Annotated in this window: 15 protein-coding genes; 10 read left to right on the top strand and 5 right to left on the bottom strand. The window is 62.8% G+C overall.

Annotated elements, in window-relative coordinates; translation table 11 throughout:
- Window positions 1-58: 58 nt before the first annotated feature.
- The 4 genes from BH682_RS28975 to upp all read right to left on the bottom strand — a co-directional run bounded on the left by BH682_RS28975 (window position 59) and on the right by upp (window position 5,496).
- Window positions 59-1,570 carry a carboxyl transferase domain-containing protein gene (locus tag BH682_RS28975; RefSeq protein ID WP_007735211.1) on the bottom strand — a complete coding sequence of 504 codons (1,512 nt, stop codon included), beginning with the start codon at window positions 1,568-1,570 and terminating at the stop codon, window positions 59-61.
- Entirely contained in the window at window positions 1,567-2,793 is a 1,227-nt protein-coding gene (locus tag BH682_RS28970; protein WP_075835001.1) for a CaiB/BaiF CoA transferase family protein, read from the bottom strand. The genes BH682_RS28975 and BH682_RS28970 overlap by 4 nt, the downstream gene beginning before the upstream one ends.
- Before the next feature lie 289 nt (window positions 2,794-3,082).
- Window positions 3,083-4,780: a PucR family transcriptional regulator gene (locus BH682_RS28965; protein WP_003946020.1), complete on the bottom strand. Its 1,698-nt coding sequence runs from the start codon at window positions 4,778-4,780 to the stop codon at window positions 3,083-3,085.
- Between the two features lie 92 nt (window positions 4,781-4,872).
- The gene (upp, locus tag BH682_RS28960; RefSeq protein ID WP_007735207.1) at window positions 4,873-5,496 is read right to left on the bottom strand and encodes a uracil phosphoribosyltransferase; all 624 of its coding nucleotides are present in this window, start codon (window positions 5,494-5,496) and stop codon (window positions 4,873-4,875) included.
- Between the two features lie 223 nt (window positions 5,497-5,719).
- Between upp and BH682_RS28955 the strand changes: the two genes are divergently transcribed.
- Entirely contained in the window at window positions 5,720-6,829 is a 1,110-nt protein-coding gene (locus tag BH682_RS28955; RefSeq protein ID WP_007735206.1) for a ring-opening amidohydrolase, read from the top strand.
- Here the strand turns inward: BH682_RS28955 and BH682_RS36025 are convergent.
- A complete protein-coding gene (locus BH682_RS36025) occupies window positions 6,823-6,963 on the bottom strand; it encodes a hypothetical protein (protein ID WP_155277953.1) in 141 nt (46 codons plus the stop codon). The two genes, BH682_RS28955 and BH682_RS36025, sit on opposite strands and share 7 nt — an antisense overlap.
- Between BH682_RS36025 and BH682_RS28950 the strand changes: the two genes are divergently transcribed.
- From BH682_RS28950 to BH682_RS28910, 9 genes are all read left to right on the top strand, one after another.
- On the top strand, window positions 6,955-8,433 hold the full coding sequence (locus BH682_RS28950) for an amidase (protein WP_063315391.1): 1,479 nt from the start codon (window positions 6,955-6,957) through the stop codon (window positions 8,431-8,433). The two genes, BH682_RS36025 and BH682_RS28950, sit on opposite strands and share 9 nt — an antisense overlap.
- Window positions 8,434-8,473: 40 nt before the next feature.
- On the top strand, window positions 8,474-9,697 hold the full coding sequence (locus tag BH682_RS28945; protein WP_075834999.1) for an aminotransferase family protein: 1,224 nt from the start codon (window positions 8,474-8,476) through the stop codon (window positions 9,695-9,697).
- Between the two features lie 292 nt (window positions 9,698-9,989).
- A complete protein-coding gene (locus BH682_RS28940) occupies window positions 9,990-11,429 on the top strand; it encodes a uracil-xanthine permease family protein (protein ID WP_075834997.1) in 1,440 nt (479 codons plus the stop codon).
- An 89-nt stretch (window positions 11,430-11,518) separates the two neighbouring features.
- Window positions 11,519-12,421, top strand: coding sequence for an FAD binding domain-containing protein (locus BH682_RS28935; RefSeq protein ID WP_030537955.1), 903 nt, complete (start codon window positions 11,519-11,521; stop codon window positions 12,419-12,421).
- Between the two features lie 2 nt (window positions 12,422-12,423).
- Window positions 12,424-13,068: a (2Fe-2S)-binding protein gene (locus tag BH682_RS28930; protein WP_003946048.1), complete on the top strand. Its 645-nt coding sequence runs from the start codon at window positions 12,424-12,426 to the stop codon at window positions 13,066-13,068.
- The gene (gene cutA, locus BH682_RS28925) at window positions 13,065-15,587 is read left to right on the top strand and encodes an aerobic carbon-monoxide dehydrogenase large subunit (protein ID WP_075834995.1); all 2,523 of its coding nucleotides are present in this window, start codon (window positions 13,065-13,067) and stop codon (window positions 15,585-15,587) included. Before BH682_RS28930 ends, cutA begins: the two co-directional genes overlap by 4 nt.
- Window positions 15,584-16,255 carry an SRPBCC family protein gene (locus tag BH682_RS28920; RefSeq protein ID WP_007735490.1) on the top strand — a complete coding sequence of 224 codons (672 nt, stop codon included), beginning with the start codon at window positions 15,584-15,586 and terminating at the stop codon, window positions 16,253-16,255. Before cutA ends, BH682_RS28920 begins: the two co-directional genes overlap by 4 nt.
- A gap of 281 nt (window positions 16,256-16,536) precedes the next feature.
- Window positions 16,537-18,636: a hydantoinase/oxoprolinase family protein gene (locus tag BH682_RS28915; protein ID WP_075834993.1), complete on the top strand. Its 2,100-nt coding sequence runs from the start codon at window positions 16,537-16,539 to the stop codon at window positions 18,634-18,636.
- The gene (locus BH682_RS28910; RefSeq protein WP_007735492.1) at window positions 18,636-20,579 is read left to right on the top strand and encodes a hydantoinase B/oxoprolinase family protein; all 1,944 of its coding nucleotides are present in this window, start codon (window positions 18,636-18,638) and stop codon (window positions 20,577-20,579) included. Before BH682_RS28915 ends, BH682_RS28910 begins: the two co-directional genes overlap by 1 nt.
- Window positions 20,580-20,586 lie beyond the last annotated feature (7 nt).

Below are 20,586 nucleotides of genomic sequence, written 5' to 3'. Positions count from 1 at the left end.
GGCCGGACATCCTCCGCGGAGGATATCCGGCCTTTCCGGTGTTCTGGGTACTGATCGATCAGACGGAGGTACTGGCTTCGACCAGGCCGATACGGTCGATGCGTTCGGTGCGGGTGTTGAGCCGTTCAGTCGCATCGGTAGCACTGAGCACGCTCAGCTCGTAGTGCAGTACCGCTCCGACGCGAGTGCAGAAGGCGGCGGATTCGTCCGCGGCATCGGGAAATTCGGGGATGACCCGATCGACGATGCCGCCCGCGAGCAGATCGAAGGACCTGATCCCTTGACTGGCTGCCATGTCCGGCGCGTGCGTGACGTCGTGGAACATGATCGCGCTCGCACCTTCGGGAGGTAAGGGCGAGAGCCAACCGTGGCGGGCCGCCAGCACTCGATCGGCCGGAATCAGTGCCAGGGCGCCGCCGCCCGTGCCCTGCCCGAGCAGGAGGGAAATGGTGGGGACCTCGAGTGAAATCATGTCGGCTATGCACCGAGCGATCTCGCCCGCCAGTCCACCTTCTTCGGCCTCCTTCGACAGTGCCGCGCCCGCTGTGTCGATGATCGTCACCAGCGGCAGGTCGAGTTCTGCGGCCAGCCGCATACCTCGCCGAGCCTCCCGCAGAGCGCCGGGGCCGAGTGGGGAGTGAGCAGTCTGTCCGCGCCGGTCCTGTCCGAGAAGGACGCAGGGCATGTCGCCGAAGCGAACGAGCGCGAGCATGATGCCGGGATCGTTCTCGCCTTGGCCGGTTCCGTTGAGCGGGAGCATGTCCGAGGCGGAATTGAGCAACACTTCCCGTATCCCCGGTCGGTCTTCGCGCCGGGATGCGACGACGGATTCCCACGCCGACGTATCGGGTGGGCAATCGTACGAGCACGGGTCACTGGGCAATAAGTACCCACGATGCGCCCCGGTGATGATGCGCAATGCGCGTTCGACGATTTCGGCGAGCTGGTCTGGCGGCCTCACTGCATCGATGAGTCCGTGCTCGTGAAGGTTCTCCGCTGTCTGGACACCGGCGGGGAAAGGTGAGTTGTACAAGGCCTCGAACACTCGAGGGCCGAGGAATCCGACGAGGGCCCCCGGTTCCGCGATCGTCACGTGACCGAGTGATCCCCAGGACGCGAATACGCCTCCGGTGGTGGGGTTTCGGAGATAGACGATGTAGGGCAGGTGCGCTTCTTTGTGCTTGATGAGCGCCGCGGTGATCTTGACCATCTGCAAAAACGCCGTCGTCCCCTCCTGCATACGCGTTCCCCCGGACGTGGGAAGCGCAAGAAGGGGCAGCTGCTCTTGGGTGGCTCGACGGATGGCGACGACGAGGCGTTCTCCCGCCGCCACGCCGATCGAACCACCGAGAAAACCGAACTCGCAGACGATGATTGCCACACGGCGGCCTCGGACGGAGGCGCTTCCGGTCAGGACGGACTCGTCGAGCCCGGTCTTCTCCTGGGCCCGCAGAAGTGCTTCGGCGTAATCGGAGTCGGTCGCGACGGGAATCGGAGGGGTATCCCACGACTCCCAGGTGCCGGCATCGATTACCAGGTCGAGCAAGTCGCGAGCCGTCAGGCGGTTCATCGGGTGAATCCTTGTAGCCATGACATGATTTCGTCAGTGTCTTCACCGAGAACCGGAGGTGCAGTGTGGCGGGTCTCCGTCACTTCGGTTCCGTCCGGATCGAAAAATCGTAGCGGTGGACCGGGCAGTGTGATGTTTCCGAGCGTGCTGTGGTCGACGTCGACGAGCAATCCCTGTGATCGGGTCTGCTCCCATTCGTACACTTCGGAGATCGTCCGAACCCGTCCTGCCGGTACTCCGATGCGGTCGAGTTCGGTCAGAAGCTCGTCACGCGAGTACGGCTTGAAGGTACGTTCGATCAATTCGACGACCTGGAAATGATTTTCGACGCGTTCGGCGTTTGTTGCCATACCCGGGGCGTCAGGGTCGAGGTCGAATCCTTCGCAGAATCTTCTCCACAGGCTTTCGCTGCCGACCGAGATCTGCACTGCGCCATCGCCGGTACGAAAGAGCCCGTACGGTGCGATGGAGGGATGGTGGTTGCCCTGCGCTGTGCCTACCTCACCGGCGACGGTCCACTTCGTTCCTTGAAACGCGTGAACACCGACCACGCTGGCCAAGAGCGACGTTCGGACAACGCGGCCTTTCCCCGTCTGTTCGCGTTCCTTCAAAGCCGCGACGACACCGAACGCCCCGTACATTCCGGCGAGAAGATCGGCGATCGGAACTCCGACTCGTTGAACGTCGTCCGGACTCGAGCCGGTCAGCGACATGAGTCCGGCTTCCCCCTGGGCGATCTGGTCGTAGCCGGCGCGACCGCCTTCCGGGCCGTCGTGGCCGAAACCGCTGATGGACAGAACGATCAGTCGAGGATTGAGTTCGGCCAGCCGCTCGGTCGAGAATCCGAGTCGATCGAGAACTCCGGTGCGGAAGTTCTCCATGAGAACATCGGCGCGGCAGACGAGATCTTCGAGGGTCGCGCGCCCACTGTCGGATTTCAGATCGAGCGTGATCGACTTCTTGTTCCGGTTCGTGGACAGAAAATACGTCGATTCCCGTTGTGTGTTCGGTGGTTCCAACGTGGGCTCCACAAAAGGCGGCCCCCACCCACGGGTGTCGTCGCCGCCGTGAGGTGATTCGACCTTGATCACGTCGGCACCCAGATCGCCGAGCATCATTGCCGCGTGAGGACCCGCGAGTGCGCGCGTGAGGTCGACGACTATCACGTCGTGTAACGGACCACTACGAGCACTTGTGGTGTGAGGCTTCGAAGTCGAGTTCATGTCGCACCGCCGTGTTCTGGTGTAATTGGCTGAGCCAGTTGGTGGTTGAGGCCTCCGTAGTTCGGTCGACTCCGGTCCGCTGGACCGAGAAACCGGCCAGGGCCACTGAAGGAGGTATGTGCGGCCCGTCTTTCGAACCGTAAGCGGGCACCGGTGAACGGCACATGGGTAACCTTGCCGACGACGGGTGTCAGTGGTGGGTAAGAAGTGACGAACGCTCACCGGGCGGCGCGATTGCGGTTGTATCGAACCGTTATCGGGACGTTCTGTCAGCTCATATCGTGCGAAGTCATGACATTTCGTGCATCTTCATGACCTGCAGGGCGAGTGAGACGTTCAATCGAAGGACGGGGTCGTCGGTGAACGATCCGACGACGCTCTCCAGCTTTCCGATTCTGTAACGCAAAGTGTTGTAGTGCATGTGCAGCGCCCGGGAGGCCTCGGCGACATTGCAATTGCAGTCGAGCAGGGTCTGGAGTGTCAGACGCAGGTCAGCGGCTTCGGCGTTGTCCGCCGACAAGGACTTCAGAACGTCATCGGTGAACGAACGCAGTTCGCTCTTGTCCGTCTGGAGCGAGAGGAGTCGGTGTACACCGAGTTCGTCGAAGTGTGCGATCTGCCCCGGCCCGTTGATACGTCGGCCGACGACCACGGCTGTACAGGCTTGGTCGTAGGCCGCGGGTAGATCGGCCAGGGAGTAGATCACCCGGCTCACTCCCGTGCTGAAGGATCGGCGGCCGCTGGTGCGATCGCCGGCAACCTTGCGCACCAACCCTTCGATGTCCCGAACCGCACGGTCGGTGCTGGTCGGGAAAAGCGTGACCACCTCGTGTCGAAACCCGACGGACGGCGCCGTCCGCTCGTGTGTTCGGACCACTTGTTGCCAGCCGTCGCTGAGTCGATCTTGGTCCGTGCGAGTGGAATTCGCGTGCTGGGATTCCGGGTGATCGACGTCGAGTTCTGCAACCACAACGGCAAGTGGACGAGTGACATCCCACCCCAACTGGGTGAAGTGCGCGCTCACTTCCGCAGGCGAGCCGGCTTCGCCTATCAGTGCGTCACGGAGGAAGTCGCCGCGGAACTTGGATTCCACTGCCGCAACTGCCAGCTGTTTGGTGACGGCCAGCGCGGCAACGGTGGCCGCTCGCTCCAGCGCTTGAACGACAACTGCGCCGAGTTCGTGGGTGCCGGCGTACGCCACCATCCGGCCGTGGTCGGTGCCGCCGGCCACCACTCGGGTGAGCGCCAACTGGCCGGGAAATCCCTTGGGCGCGTTCTGTAAACCGACGGCGACCCGCTCGGTCAGGAACCGACCGGTGCTTTCGAACAACGGAAGCGCGTTCAGCGCGGCTGAATCCCCGGCCTCGGTCAATACCCTTCCGTCCGGCGAGCAGATCAGAACGCTGACGTCGAAGAGCGCGGCGAATTCTGCGGCAATCTGAGGTAGATCGCCACCTTCCAAGACGATCGACGTCAACGAGCGGTGAAGTCGATCGGCAATGTCGAGTGCCGCGGACTGCTTCGCCACCAACTTGGTGAAGACCTCCGAGATCACCTCGTCGAATCCCGCGGTGACGGGAAGAACCAACAGCGGAAGCCCTCGCTGCTCTGCCATGTGCAGCATCGCCTCGGGCAACTCGTCGAGATAACGGCCCGTTTTCACGGCAAGTGCCGCGACTCCTCGACGTGCAAGACCGTCGACGAGGTCACTGAGATCTGTGTCGTCGAGAAGCTCGCCGGTTCGCCCGTAGCGCAGCGGGAACCCGGTTGTCACCAACAACTCGTTCGGCTTCACCCAAGCGAGGATGTCCGGTACTTCCATCACGTTCACCGATTGAACGAGGTGGCGTAAGCCCCCGTGCCCGGCAAGGACTTCGGCTCCACGCAGACTGGGCAGCTCGAGGACATCCCGAACTGTGAGCCTGTAGTCGCCACCCTCTGGCAAATGTTGAAGCTCTTCGCTCGAATATTTGGCAGATCTATCCATGTCGCGAGACTACGCTCGATCACGCGACGAACATTGTCAACAGTTGACGAAAATAGCCTCTCGAAATGAGCGGTTCTCCGTATGTCTGCCAACTACCGCGGCCCGAATTGGCGATCGCCCGCGTCTCCGAGTCCAGGTATCAGGAAAGCATTTTCGTTCAGGCCGTCGTCGATGCTCGCTGTGAGGAGCCGGACCGGATGTCCGGAGTTCTTCAGTGCTTCGATCCCCTCCGGAGCCACGACGACACATATTGCAGTCACATCGGTGGCTCCGCGTGCAATGAGCAGATCGATTGTGCGGACGATGGATCCACCGGTCGCCAACATCGGATCGAGGACGTAGACGGGGGTGCTCGACAGATCAGCTGGCAGGGACTCGAGATACGGAACCGGCTGGTGTGTCTTCTCGTCTCGTGCCATTCCCACGAAACCGACGCCTGCCTGCGGAATAAGGGCACTCGCCTGTTCGACCATGCCGAGGCCCGCTCGCAAGACCGGGACCAGGAGCGGTGGATTCGCCAGCCGCACACCCAGCGTCGGAGCAACTGGCGTCTCGATGTCGAACTGTTCCAGTTCTGCGCCGCGCATGGCCTCGTAGACCAACATATGGGTCAGTCTGCGCAAGGCGGACCGGAACGTTGCGTTGTCGCTGCGAGCGTCGCGCATGGTCGTGAGCAGCGATGCCGCCAGCGGATGGTCGACAACAGTGGTGTCCATGGTCGAATCGTAAGTGAGAACCGATGGGGCGGCGCACAACCGGTGATTCGGAGTCGAAATAACCAATCGCGGTTTTCGTTTGGGCAAGTATTGACGATGCCGATGGGTTCGAGTCGTCATAGCGTGGTCGACACGGCAGTTCCGAACCGCTCGGCTGGACTGGGCGCCCGGAGCTGTCAAGGCCCAATTTTGCCTCCACGATTCCCTATACAAGGAGATGCCAATGCCCGAAGCAATCGAGGTCCGTAAGGTTCCGCTACACAGCGTCTCCGACGCCAGTGAGCTCGCCAAGCTGATCGACGACGGTGTCCTCGAGGCCGACCGCGTCATTGCAGTCATCGGCAAAACCGAGGGTAACGGCGGCGTCAACGACTACACGCGCATCATCGCGGACCGAGCGTTCCGAGAGGTTCTCTCCGCCAAGGGTAATCGCAGCCCCGAAGAAGTGGCGGAGGTGCCGATCGTCTGGTCCGGCGGCACGGACGGCGTGATCAGCCCGCACGCGACGATCTTCGCGACCGTGCCGGCAGACAAGGTCACCAAGACCGACGAGCCGCGACTGACCGTGGGTGTCGCCATGAGTGAGCAACTGCTGCCCGAGGACATCGGCCGTACGGCCATGATCACCAAAGTTGCCGCGGCAGTGAAAGACGCGATGGCCAATGCCGGCATCACCGATCCCGCCGACGTGCACTACGTACAGACCAAGACTCCGTTGCTGACAATTCACACCATCCGTGACGCCAAGAGCCGCGGCAAGACTGTGTGGACCGAACAGACTCATGAGTCGATGGACCTGTCCAACGGCGGAACGGCTCTGGGGATCGCGGTTGCGCTCGGCGAAATCGACATGCCGACCGACGAGGATGTCATGCACAGCCGCGAACTCTTCTCCTCTGTCGCATCCTGCTCGTCCGGCGTCGAGTTGGACCGCGCGCAGATCGTCGTCGTCGGTAACGCACGTGGCGTCGGCGGACGCTACCGGATCGGCCACAGCGTGATGAAGGATCCGCTCGACCAGGACGGCATCTGGGCGGCGATCCGTGACGCCGGACTCGAACTTCCGGAGCGGCCGCACTCGAGCGACCTGGACGGTCAACTCGTCAACGTGTTCTTGAAGTGCGAGGCCAGTCAGGACGGAACGGTCCGTGGCCGTCGTAATGCGATGCTCGACGACTCCGACGTGCACTGGCACCGCCAGATCAAGTCGTGTGTCGGCGGAGTCACGGCAGCTGTCACCGGCGATCCGGCAGTGTTCGTCTCGGTATCGGCAGCGCACCAGGGTCCCGAGGGCGGCGGCCCAGTCGCTGCCATCGTCGATCTCGGTCAGTAGTAGGCAAGAACCTCGCTGGAAACCTCGACAGTCGCGCCGCCACCGGCAATTCGTCCTCGAATCAGTTGCCGGTGTCGGCGAGTCCGCCGCGGCGTACCCCACTTCACTGCTTGAAAGGATTCACGATGGTTCATGCTGCTGACCCTGTCGACGAGAGCGTTTCCGGTGCGCCCGAGAATCGCGAACTCGTCATGGCCGATGCGGTCACGCTCAGTGGTCTGATACGCAGGCGTGAAGTGTCGTGTGTCGAGGTGATGGACAGCTTCCTCGATCAGATCGAATTACATAACCCGGCGGTGAACGCGATCGTCGCATTGCGGGATCGGGAAGCGTTGACGGCGGAGGCGCGCGAGCGTGATTCGCAGTTGGCGAGTGGGCAGTATCTCGGTTGGATGCACGGGTTTCCGCATGCGGTGAAGGATCTTTCGGCAGCCAAGGGTCTGCCGTTCACGTCCGGGTCGCCGATGTTCGCGGATCGAATCGCCGAAGATGACGAACTGTTCGTCAAGCGGATCAGGTCTGCCGGTGCCATTGTGATCGGCAAGACGAACACACCGGAGTTCGGGCTCGGATCCCAGACGTACAACCCGGTGTGGGGTACGACGGTGTCGCCGTACGACCATTCGCGCACTGCCGGCGGTAGCAGCGGTGGCGCCGCAGCGTCGTTGGCGCTCCGCATGTTGCCGGTGGCTGATGGAAGCGATTACATGGGTTCGCTCCGAAACCCGTCGGCATTCAACAACGTTGTTGGGTTTCGACCATCCTGGGGTCGGATACCGGAGACGGGATTCATCGCTCAGGGCGCCGTTGTGGGCCCGATGGGCCGAACCGTCACCGACGTGGCTCACCTGCTTTCCACGATGGCGGGGCCGGATGCTTATGCACCGTTGGGGATTCGTGAGGATCCCGCGGTATTCACCGAAAGCCTCGCACGTGATCTGAAGGGCTCTCGGATCGCATGGGTCGGTGACTGGAACGGTTACCTGGCAACCGAACCTGGAGTTCTCGAGTTGTGCGAATCCTCGTTCGAGGTCTTCGAACAGTTGGGGTGCCGCGTCGAGGCGGCGCTTCCCGACTTCAAACCCGAGGACATCTGGCAACTGTTCTTGCGGTGGCGTTGGTGGGCACAGCTCGGCTTGATCGATCAGTACAACGATCCGAGCTTGCGCGAGTTGATGAAGCCCGAACTGTTGTGGGAACTCGAGCACGCGGTCACACTGTCGGCTCTCGACGTGACCAAGGCCGCGGAGGCCCGCAACGGCTGGCTGTCGGCCATTACCAAGATGTTCGAAACCTACGACTACATTCTTGCGCCCAGTGCCCAGGTGTTTCCTTTCGACAAGAACACTCACTGGCCCGAGACCGTCGACGGCCGATCGATGGACACGTATCACCGGTGGATGGAGACGGTTGTTCCCTGGACGATGGCCGGGGTTCCGGTTGCGGGGATGCCGGTCGGCTTCGACGATCGTTCGCTTCCCATGGGTATCCAGATCATCGGTCGGCACGGAGCCGACTTGGACGTACTCCAACTCGCCTACGCATTCGAGCAGGCAACCCAGTGGGTCGAGCGGGTTCTTCCGCCCGCACTCCGCGTGAACTGACCGATCTATTTCGAACGTATCCAGTTGGGAGAGAAAGACGATGGCTTCGGCATTGTGGCACGGGTTCGCGGACATGGGCGCTGTGGAGAAGAACGGCGCGTTTGTCGTCTCACGCGGTGAGGGCGCGTACATCTGGGACCGCGAGGGCACTCGGTATCTGGATGCGACGGCGGGCCTGTGGTTCACCAATGTCGGGCACGGGCGCACGGAGATCGCGGATGCGGTAGCGGCTCAGTTGTCGAAGATCGCTCATTTCTCCAACTTCGGTGATTTCGTTCCCGAAACCACGCAGGTGTTGGCCGAGCGGTTGGCGGCCATCGCGCCGGTTGCCGGGAGCAAGATCTTCTTCACCTCGGGTGGTTCGGATTCGGTGGACACTGCGGCGAAGCTTGCTCGTCGGTACTGGCACGAGGTGGGGCAGCCGGAGAAGGCGATTATCGTCGGTCGTCAGAAGGCGTATCACGGAATGCACGTTGCGGGAACGGCTCTCGCTGGTATTCCGGTGAACCGTGAGGGGTACGGCGAGCTGATGGCGGATGCGGCGACGGTCGGCTGGGATGATGCGAAGAGCCTGCTCGAGTTGATCGAGAAGATCGGTGCGAACAAGATCGCTGCGTTCTTCGCGGAGCCGATCATCGGTGCGGGTGGGGTGTATCTTCCGCCGGAGGGGTATCTGGCCGAGGTGCGTGACATCTGCCGCGAGCACGACATCCTCTTTGTCGTCGACGAGGTCGTGACCGGTTTCGGCCGGATCGGCGGCGAGTGGTTCGCGTCCACCCGTTTCGATTTGCAGCCCGACATGATGACCACGGCAAAGGGTTTGACGTCGGGTTACGTTCCGATGGGTGCGGTGTTCATCGCGCCGCGGGTGGCGGAGCCGTTCTATGCCGGTTCGTGGTGGCGCCATGGGTACACCTACGGCGGGCATGCCGGTGCTGCTGCGGCGGCGATGGCGAACCTGGACATTCTCGAGCGTGAGAATCTGCTCGCGGAGTCGAAGCGTTTGGAGGCGTCGTTGCATACGCATCTGCAGCCGTTGGCGGAGCATCCGCGGGTGGCGGAGGTTCGTAGTGGGCTCGGTGCGGTTGCTGCAGTGCAGTTGGCTGATCCGGCGGAGGCGTTGCCGTTCGTGAAGACGCTTCGTGAGCACGGTATTTCGGGTCGCGCCGCGGGTCAGGGTGCGATGCAGATTTCGCCGACGTTCGTCATGACCGATGATCAGGTCGCGGAGATGGCAGCGGGAATCCTCGCAGCCCTCGGCTAGGACTGTCGTTTTCCGTTGACAGACATCGTGTTACGGAATCATTAAGCCGAAGAAAATGTTTGGGCCCTTCATGGCGTGGTCCTCATTTCGGTCGAAACTGCCTCCAACACTGACGATGACCCCTGCCCGCATCATCTGCCACCATTGTTGCCAATCTCGGTGAGTGGGTTCTGGCAGATTGTCATCACGTCCAAATCTCGGTCCTGCATTAGCGTTTCACTCCAGACACGGTGTTTGTGAGCTGGGGCACAAAGCATTTCGAACACCTTCCTCCTTTGCGAAAGGTCTCGTCATGCCGATCTGGACGTTGCACGGAGACGGAAAGAACATCGGAGCCGGTGAAGTGGTCGCTCCCGGCGAGCGACTCAGTTGGGCGAGAACCATCGGGTTGGGCGGCCAGCATGTCGTGTCGATGTTCGGCGCGACGTTCGTCTTCCCGATCATCATGGGCCTCAATCCTCAACTTGCCGTGATGATGTCAGGCTTTTGTACGCTCTTCTTCCTGCTGGTGGTCAAGGGGCACGTCCCCAGCTACCTCGGAACATCCGCAGCTTTTGTCGGTGGCGTTGCCGCCATTCGTGCCCAAGGTGGAACGACGGCCGAAGTGACCGGTGCGATTCTGGTGTCGGGGTTGGTTCTGGGATTCGTCGGCATCGCCATCCACTTTCTCGGCGGTGGCGTCATCAGTAAAGCGCTACCGCCGGTGGTCACCGGCGCTGTGGTGATGTTGATCGGCTTCAACCTGGCGCCTGTGGTCGCGGGGTGGTACTGGCCGCAGGATCAGTGGGTGGCACTGATCGTGATGGTTGCACTGATCGTGATGAGCGTTGCGCTACGCGGCTTCCTGGGACGTATCGCCATTCTCGTCGCGCTGGTTTTCGGCTACATCTTCTCGTGGGTCCTCGACCGGCTCTCCGGTCCGATCACGTCCGCCAGTGGTAGCGGCGCACCCACCGAGCACTTTCGTGTCAACTGGGATTCGGTGCACTCGGCGTCCTGGTTCGGGTTGCCGCCGTTCTCGGACGAAGCCAACGGGATCGTCGGTATCCACGCTCCCTCGTTCAGCCTCACGTTCATCGTTCTGGTGCTTCCCGGTGTCATCGCACTGGTCGCGGAAAACGCCGGACACGTCAAGGCCGTCGCCGAGATCACGGGCGACGATCTCGACCCGTACATCGGACGCGCCATTGCCGGTGACGGTTTTGCCACCGCCATCGCCAGCGCAGTAGGCGGCTCCCCTACGACGACTCATGCCGAGAACATCGGTGTCATGGCTGCCACGCGGGTGTACTCGACCGCCGCGTACGTGATTGCGGGTTTCATCGCGATCCTGCTCGGCTTCTCGCCCAAGTTCGGAGCAGTCATGGCGGCGACGCCCGGCGGCGTCCTGGGCGGAATTCTTGTGGTTCTGTTCGGCATGATCGGTCTGCTCGGCGCCAAGATCTGGAAAGAGAACGGCGTCGACTTCGGGAACCCGCTGAATCTGATGCCGATTGCCGCCGGTCTGATCATCGGTATCGGCGACACGGCGCTGAAGTTCAGTGACACGTTCTCGCTCGGAGGTATCGCGCTCGGCACCATCGTCTTGATCGTGATGTACCACCTCTGCCGGCTCGTGGGGTCCTGGAACCCTGAACTGAACAGGCCGAAGTCCGGCAGGCGGCCGGGCGCAACGCCGGGGGCGAATGCGTCAGATGACGAACGCGAAGAGCCCGTGGCGCAGCTCACGTGATGCCAAGTTGAATGTATGCCAGGTATGACCCGTGACCGTTGTCACATCTGCACAAAACGTGAAGTGACTCATAGAGGCAGGATTGAGTAATGAAACCGTCGCCGCTGACTTATCACCGACCGTCCTCGGTCGAGGACGCGTGCCGAATCCTCTCCGAGGTCTCTCACGAGGGGAAGGTGCTCGCCGGTGGGCAATCGCTTGTGCCGCTGCTGTCCATGCGCCTCGCCGCGCCCGCCCACATCGTCGACATCGGATCGATCCCGAACCTCGCCTCGGTGACCTCGTCCGAAGACGAAGGAGTGCGGTTCCAGGCCCTGGCCACGCACTCGGTGCTGGCGGCCGACGAAGGTGCTCGTCGAGTCCAGCCTCTGCTGAACCGTGCTCTGCAGTTGGTAGCGCACCCCACGATCCGTAACCGCGGGACGAGCGTCGGCTCCATCGTCCATGCCGATCCGTCGGCGGAGATGCCGGCAGTCCTGACGCTGCTCGGGGGCAGCGTGACCGTCCAGTCGGTGCGTGGCACCCGCGAGATCGCGTCGACGGATCTCTTCGCCGGCCCTCTCGAGTCGAGCCTGGAATCAGACGAGATCGCGGTGTCGGTGTCGGTGCCCGCCGCCGAACCCGGCGTGGGAACCGCCATCGACGAGATCGCGCGTCGTCACGGTGACTATGCACTGGTCGGCGTCGTCGCCCGGATTCGCGTGGTCGACGGTCTGGTGACCGAAGCGCACATGACGTACGTGTCCGCCGGAGAGCTGGGGCAGGTCGTGGACTACACGGACGTACTGGCGGGGGCGTCGGCGACGGATCAGCGGGACCCGCGGTGGCGCACCCTCGGGGAATGCGCCCGCGCGCAGATAGATACCGAGGCAGACATTCACGGGACGGCGGCGTACCGCTCGCAGTTGGTGTCCGCGCTCACGGCGCGGGTCGGCTTCGCGGCGGCAACGGATGCTCTCAGTGAGAACGCAGTACTGGCAGGAAAGTGGTGACAATGTCCAAAAACGATCGCTCCATCGATGATCAACTTGCCGAGTTGGCAGCAGATACCGGTGAGCACCATGTAGCTGTCACGTTCACGCTCAACGAGGTGACGAACACCGTCGTTCTTCCCTCCCGCACTCTGGCTTCGGATGCCATTCGTCACCACCTCCGTAAGACGGGCACGCACGTGGGTTGTGAACACGGCGTGTGTGGTGCGTGCACCGTGCTGCTCGACGGAAAGCCTGTTCGATCCTGTCTCGTCCTCGCGGCCAGCCTCGAAGGTCGATCGATCACCACCGTCGAAGGCCTCGTCGAGCCGGACGGCACTTTGCATCCGGTTCAGCAGGCGTTCAAGGATTGTCACGGTCTGCAGTGCGGATTCTGCACTCCGGGATTCGTGACGACCATCGCGGCATTTCTCGAGGAGAACCCCAACCCCACGCGGGAGGAAGCTACCGACGCGATAGCGGGAAACCTCTGCCGTTGTACGGGGTACCAGAACATCAGGGCGTCGGTTCTGCGCGCAGCCGAGATCAAGCGTGAACGGGCCGGGCAGTTCCCGCTCGGAATCGACGACGCGTCCACTCGGGAGGCGTTGGATCGCAAGGTGCGGGGAACAACGAATCCCGTCGGAGGACGGGCGGGTAAGGCATGAGTACTCCGGTCAAACCAGCAAAGCGCAACGGGGCGAAGCATCCCGCTTCCGATCATTCGACGGCCGATCATTCGGTTGCCGACGACGGCAAGTTCTTCGGCAAACCGATTCCGCGCGAGGAAGATACGCGTCTGCTCAGCGGGCAGGGGCGATACCTCGACGATCTGGGCCACAACGCGCTGATCGCGGCATTCGTCAGGTCGCCGCACGCCCATGCGCGAATCATCGACATCGACATCGATCAGGCGCTGGAAGTGCCTGGCGTACATGCCATCTACACCTACGAAGATCTCCTCGCGGACACGCCGGAAATGGCGGAGAACCTGCCACTGCTCATTCCTCATCCGGGAATCATCGCTCCGCGCAACGGGTATCCCCTCGCGAAGGACGAGGTGAAGCATGTCGGAGAAGCCATCGCCATGGTGGTCGCCGACAACCGGTACATCGCCGAGGACGCTTGCGCGAAGATCGACGTCACCTACGAGGCGCTGAAGCCTGTAGTGGGGATCGACGTCGCTCGCGCGGCCGACAATGCCGTCCACGCCGACGTTCCGGACAACGTCGCCGCTCACCTGCAGCACGGGTTCGGAGATCTGGATGCCGAACTGGTCGCCGCGCCGCACCGACTGACGCTGGATCTCGAAATCGAGCGTTCGGCTTCCATGCCGATGGAGGGCAAGGGCGTCTACGCACGTTGGGACGGTGACGAGAACACCCTCACGTTCTGGACCTCCACCCAGACGTCCACGTCCGCCCGCGCCGCAATCGCCGCGCGATTGGGGATGGCGCTGAACAAGGTTCACTGCATCGCTCCTGACGTCGGCGGCGGATTCGGCGTCAAGATCGTTCACCCGTGGCCCGAAGAAGTCATGATCACGTGGGCCGCTCGACGCCTCGGCCAGGCCGGTATCTCCTGCGAGGTGAAGTGGGTCGAGGATCGCCGTGAGCACTTCATCTCGAGCGCACACGAGCGCGGGCAGATCCAGAAGGTCGACATCGGATTCGACGACGAGGGTCGTCTGTTGGCGTTCGACTTCACGTTCTGGCACGACAACGGTGCCTACCTGCCGTACGGGATCATCGTCATGATCAACACCGCGACGCAGGTTCTCGGGCCGTACAAGCCGAAGTCGTTCCGGGTCAACGCCTATTCGCTGTACACCAACACCGTGATCGTGACCCCGTACCGCGGCGCCGGACGTCCGCAGGCCGTGTTCGCGATGGAGCGATCCATGGACGCCATCGCCAAGTACCTGAAAAAGGACAAGATCGCGGTGCGGGAGGCGAACTTCATTCGCCCCGAGGACATGCCGTACGACTTCGGCCTGATGTTCCAGGACGGACGCCCGTTGATCTACGACACGGGCGACTACCAGGCGGGCATCGACAAGCTCAAGAAGCTCATCGACTGGGACGGATTTCCCGAGTACCAGAGGAAGGCTCGTGCCGAAGGTCGGTCGGTCGGCATCGGTATCGGCGCGTACGTCGAGGGAACCGGACCCGGACCCTACGAGGGTGCACACGTCGTCGTCGAGACGTCCGGAAAGGTCAAGGCCGCAACAGGCTTGACGACGCAAGGCCAAGGCCACCAGACCGCGTTCGCCCAGATCGTCGCGGACGATCTCGGAGTCAAGGTCTCCGACGTCGAGATCGTCACGGGTGACACCCGCCGGTTCGGTTATGCCGTCGGCACTTTCGCCTCGCGTGGGGCGGTCATGTCGGGTTCGGCCTTCCATGTCGCGGCGCAGATGGTCGCGGAGAAGGCGAAGAAGATCGCCTCCGGAATCTTGGATCTGCCGGAAACCGAACTGGAACTCCGGGAAGGGCACGTGTGCAAGATCGGCACCGAAGCCGGAGTGGAGGGTACGTCCGTACCGCTGAGTGTTGTTGCCGTGCTGTCGAACCCGCTACGATATGCGTTCGACCGTGAGTCGAAGCTGGCCACCGGTTTCGCCAAGACCGACACGGACATGTCGAAGCCGCCGATTCCCGAGGGTGAGCAGCCCGGTCTGGAAGCAACCGGCTACTACTCGCCGCCCAGTTCCACCTTCGCTTCGGGAGTGCACGCGGCGATCGTCGAAACCGATCCCGTGACAGCCGAGATCACGGTCCGTCGTTACGTTGTCATCCACGACTGCGGAAACGTGATCAACCCCCGCATCGTCGAAGGTCAGGTCATGGGCGCCGTCGCGCAAGGTATCGGCGGCGCACTCTACGAGCGGATCGTCTACGACGAGCACGGGCAGATGCTCAACGCGTCGTACATGGACTTCTTGATGCCGTTCGTCACCGAGATGCCGGATTCGCTCGAGATGGATCACACCGTCACGCCGTCGGGACTCAACCCACTCGGAATGAAGGGTGCCGGTGAGGCCGGTGTGATCCCCACCAGCGCCGTCATCGCGGCTGCCATCGAGGACGCCGAAGGAATCTCGATCACGTCCATGCCCATTTCACCGTCCGAACTGTTCGAACTTCGACTCGCACACGCGGGTTCGTCATCAGAGGAGAATGCATGAGAATCGCCGGCACCGCGCAGCTGACGGCACCTCGCGAAGAGGTCTACGACAAGCTCCAGGACGGTCGTGTACTGGCCGCGACCATTCCCGGTGTGCAGTCGCTCGAGCAGCTCACGGACAATCACTACAAGCTCTCCATCATGGCGGGGGTCGCGTCGATCAAGGGCGTCTACGACGGCGAGGTTGTTCTGTCGCAACAGAATCGGCCAAATTCGTTTGTCATGACGGCTTCGGGGGCGGGTGCTCCCGGCACGGTGAAGGCGGACGTCACGGTCACCTTGACGGAGAACGAGGGTGGCACGCTGCTTTCGTATGACGCCGACGCCGTGGTCGGCGGGATGGTCGGCGGCGTCGGGCAGCGCATGATCACCGGTGTAGCCAAGAAGATGGCCGGGGTGTTCTTCAAGAGCATCGACGGCGTCATTGCCAACGGCATCCCCGAGAAGGTCACTGCCGCCGTGGCGGCGGCGGTACCGGCAGTGGCGGTCGAAGGCGCGCCGGTAGTTTCCGGAGCTGTCGCGGCACCGGCGGTTCTCCCGGCCGCTGCACCGACAGCGGGCGGCACAGATGCTCGCACGGTGATGGTCAGCGCCGTCGTCGGCGCAGCCATTGCTTTGTCAGGTGTTGCTATAGGCGGATTCCTGGCGCGTTCTGGTTGTCGCGAGTAGTTCACTCAGGTGTCAACAGCTGATTTGCGATGAGGGAAACGCCCCGAACCGACCAGGTTCGGGGCGTTTTTCACGTCCGCGTAACCCACGGGGGCGCCGGCGAAGATCCGCTCGTGATCGTGCGCCGAACCTTGGTCCCCCGATTCGGCGAATTGTGACAAAGAATCCGCTCTTCCGAACCTGTGGAATAGCTCTACACGTCAGGTACGAGCCACTTACCGGCTAGGCCGCAACCGTCGATCGGTACCAGACGAGACGAGCCAAAGATCTCAGGAGGAAGCGTGGAACCCAGGAAGATTCGGGTCGGTATCGATACCGGCGGAACGTTCACCGACATCGTGGCAGTGGACGACGAAACCGGCGCCATCGTCACCACCAAGACCCCGTCCACCCCGGCGGACCCCGCCGAGGGCTTTCTCGCCGGTATCGAGAAGGTACTCGCCAAGCTCGGTGAGAGTGGCGACTCCATCGGTGCGGTCAGCCACGGCACGACCGTAGCGACGAACAAGCTGCTCGAAGGCAAGGTCGAGAACCTCGGCTTCATCACCACTGAGGGCTACGAGCACGTTCTCGAGATCGCTCGTCAGTCGGTGCCGGACGGTTACGGCAACTCGTACTTCTGGGTCAAGCCCGAACGCATCGTCCCCGCCGATCGTGTACGCACCGTCGGTGGACGCCTTTCCTTCGACGGCAGCGAGATTCGTCCGCTCGACGAAGAGAGTGTCCGCAGCGCAGCGCAGTTCTTCAAGGACCGCGGGATCCGGACCATCGGCGTCTGCCTCATGCACTCGTACGCCGATCCGACGCACGAGGAGCGCGTACGCGACATCCTCTTCGAAGTTTTCCCCGATGCGACGGTGAGCATCTCGAGCCAGGTGCTGCGTGAGTACCGCGAATACGAGCGGTCCATCACCACACTCGTGGACGCCGCGGTCAAGCCGAACATCCGCAACTACGTGAACAACATCGCGAATCGTCTGCGTGAGTTCTCGACCACCGACGGTGAACCCCGCGACATCCCGTTCTACGTCATGAAGTCCAACGGCGGTGTCCTGTCGGCCAAAGAGGTTGTTCACCAGCCTATTACGACAGTCCTGTCGGGACCGGCCGCCGGAGCCCTCGGTGCTGCGCTGATCGCCGACGCCGCCGGCGTCGAGCAGGTGTTGACCTGTGACGGCGGCGGAACGTCGACGGATGTCACCGTCGTGGTTCGCGGCGAGCCCGCGCTGACCACCGAAGGGCGAGTGGGCAACTACCCGTCGAAGATCCCGATGATCGACGTCGTGACCGTCGGCGCCGGTGGTGGGTCGATCGCGTGGATGACGCCGGAACACACCCTCCGAGTCGGCCCTCAGTCGGCCGGCGCCGATCCCGGACCGTTGTGCTACGGCAAGGGCGGCAGCGAACCGACCATCACCGACGCGCACGTCCTGCTCGGTCGCATCCCACCCCACCTGCTCGGTGGCGAGATTCCTCTCGACACGGAATTGGCACGCAAGGGCCTCGAAGAGCTTGCAACACAGCTCAGTCTGGGCTTCGAGGAGTGCGCGGTCGGCGTCCTCGAGGTCTCGGCGTGGAACCAGGCCAACGCCCTGCGTCAGATCACCGTCAAGCGTGGCCTCGACGTTCGCGACTTCACCCTCGTGACGTTCGGCGGCTCCGGCTCGCTGCTCGCCTGCCGTCTCGTCGACATCCTGGGTCTGAAAGACGTTCTCGTCCCGCTCAATCCGGGTAACGTCTCCGCGTTCGGTCTGCTGACGGTCGATGTCCGCAACGACTACGTCCAGACGCATGTCAGTCGTCACGACCGGTTGAAGGCTGAAGACCTGCAGAGCCAGTTCGACGCGCTGGCCGGCGAAGCCGAGATTGCGCTTGCCGAAGAGGGTTTCGACGAGACGCAGCGCAAGTACTCTCGTACTGCGGATCTGCGCTACCTCGGTCAGGCATTCGAGGTGCGCGTCCCGGTGGCGGAAGGTACCGTCACGGCGCAGATCATGGACGACGCGGCCGAGGCGTTCCACCAGGCGCACCGCGAACTGTACGGCTACGACTTCCGGGGAGACCCGTCGCAGCACGTGGAATGGGTCAACCTGCGCGTGAGCGGCATCGGCCCGATCAAGCGTCCGACGCTCAAGGAGATCCCCGCCGGCGCCGGCGCCGACACCGCCCGAACCGGTTCGCGGCAATCGTATTTCGACAGCTGGGTCGAAACTGCTACCTACGATCGCACACTGCTCGGTGCGGGTGACGTCATCGAAGGACCGGCCGTGATCGAGGAGTTCAGCTCGACTGTCCCGATCCATCCCGGATTCTCGGCACGTATCGACACCTTCGGGAACATTCGTATCTCGAAGTCTTCCGACTCGAACGGAGTGAAGTGATGACCGCCATTCTCGATGCTGCTGCTGCCACCGCGGCCAAGCCGTACCGACTCACCGCTACCGACGGCGCGTCACCTGACCCGATTCTGGTCGAGATCGTCGCCGGTTACCTCGCCAGCGTGGAAATGGAGGTGGAGACCTCCATTTCGCGCACCTCGCGCTCACCGATGATCCGTGACGCTCACGACTTCCGCGCCGGTATTCACGACCGGAACCTCCGCAAGCTCACGGGCCGTTCGTATTCCGCCCTGGTTCATCCGATCGCCCGGGACTTCCCACTCGAGACGATGAAGCCGGGAGACGTGTACTTCCACAACGACGTCTACCTGTCCGAAGGTGGCATCGGCCATCTCCCCGACCTCTGCGTCACGGTGCCTGTCTTCGCCCGCGTCACCCCCGATGCCGAGCCGAAAGTTGTTGCGTTCGTTCAGGCATTCGGTCACCACGACGACATCGGCGGTTGCTGCCCCGGCTCCATGCCGTCCGGCGCCACCACGGTGTACGAAGAGGGACTGATGGTTCCGCCGATCAAACTGTGGGACCAGGGAGTTCCCAACGAGGCGGCACTGCGCATCATGACGCGTAACTCCCGCATGCCCGACGCTCTCGCAGCTGACCTCGACGCCGAGTGCTCGGCGTGCCTGATGGGTGCGCGTCGACTCACCGAATTGTTCGAGCGCTACGGCGTCGACACCGTCGAGTCGTGCTTCGACGCGATGATGGACGCGACCACCGAGACGTACCGCCGTGAGATCCTCAGCAAGATCCCGGTCGGTGAGTACACGTGGGAGGACTACGCCGAGCACGACGGCGTCGACGAACCGATGCTCCACATCCAGCGCATCACGCTCACGAAGACGCGGCCGGAGGACGAGGGCGGCGAGCGACTCATCCTGGACTTCAACGGAACCGGACCGCAGGCAAAGGGCCCGATCAACCACTGCGGTGACTACGCGGACGGAAACTTCCTCATCAAGTGGTTGGCCCCGATTCTGCGTAACCTCGCGGACACCCCGGAGCGCATGGCCGAACTGGATGTCAACGAGGGCGTCGTACCGCTGATCGAGATGAAATTCCCCGAAAAGGGAACACTGATCACCCCGATCTTCCCTGCCCCCACCAACGCGCGCACGTTCGTCATCCTCCGTCTTCTCGGAGTGCTGGCCGGCGTCGTCGCCAAGGCTGTGGACGGCAACATGCCCGCCGATCAGGAGACCATCAGGTACACCGGCGTTTACGGTGAGGACTTCGAGGGTCACTCGTACCTCATGCGTGAGGTGCTCGGCGGCGGTTCGGGCGGACGCTACTACGCCGACGGTGAGGACACGATTCACGTCGTTCCCGATTCACGGAACCTGCCGACCGAGTTCACCGAGAGCCGTTTCCCCTTCATCGTCGAAAAGCTCGGTCTGGCCATGGATTCGGGCGGAGCCGGACGTTACCGCGGCGGCTTGGGATACGAGAAGCACATCCGCATGCTCAAGGATGCTCACTTCATGTCCATCGCGGACCGTTCGATTCTCGCCTGCTGGGGAGTCAAGGGTGGCAAGGCCGGTCGGCCGTTCTCCGTCGTCCTGGATCCGGGTGGACCGAACGAGCGTGAGTTCGACGCGCTGACCGATGCCGAGCCGATCAAGGCCGGCGAGGTCGTACGGATTCGCACCACCGGTGGTGGTGGTTGGGGAGATCCCCTGGAGCGCCCGACCGAAGAGGTCTTGCGAGACATTCAGTGGCGCAAGGTTTCCGTAGAGGGTGCACGCGACGACTACGGCGTTGTCGTCGTGATCGAGGGTGACGAGCCGACCGTCGACGAGGCTGCTACCACGGAGCTACGGGATCAGTTGCGCTCGGAACGCGGTGAGAACGAGCCCTTCTTCGATCGGGGTCCGGGCTACGCGCAGCTTTCCGGTGGCGCCACCTCAGCGGTCTACGACTACGTCTAGGGCGGAA

It is taken from the genome of Rhodococcus sp. YL-1, assembly GCF_001942025.1.
GTDB lineage: Bacteria > Actinomycetota > Actinomycetes > Mycobacteriales > Mycobacteriaceae > Rhodococcus_F > Rhodococcus_F qingshengii.
This window is presented reverse-complemented; position numbering and strand designations above follow the sequence as displayed.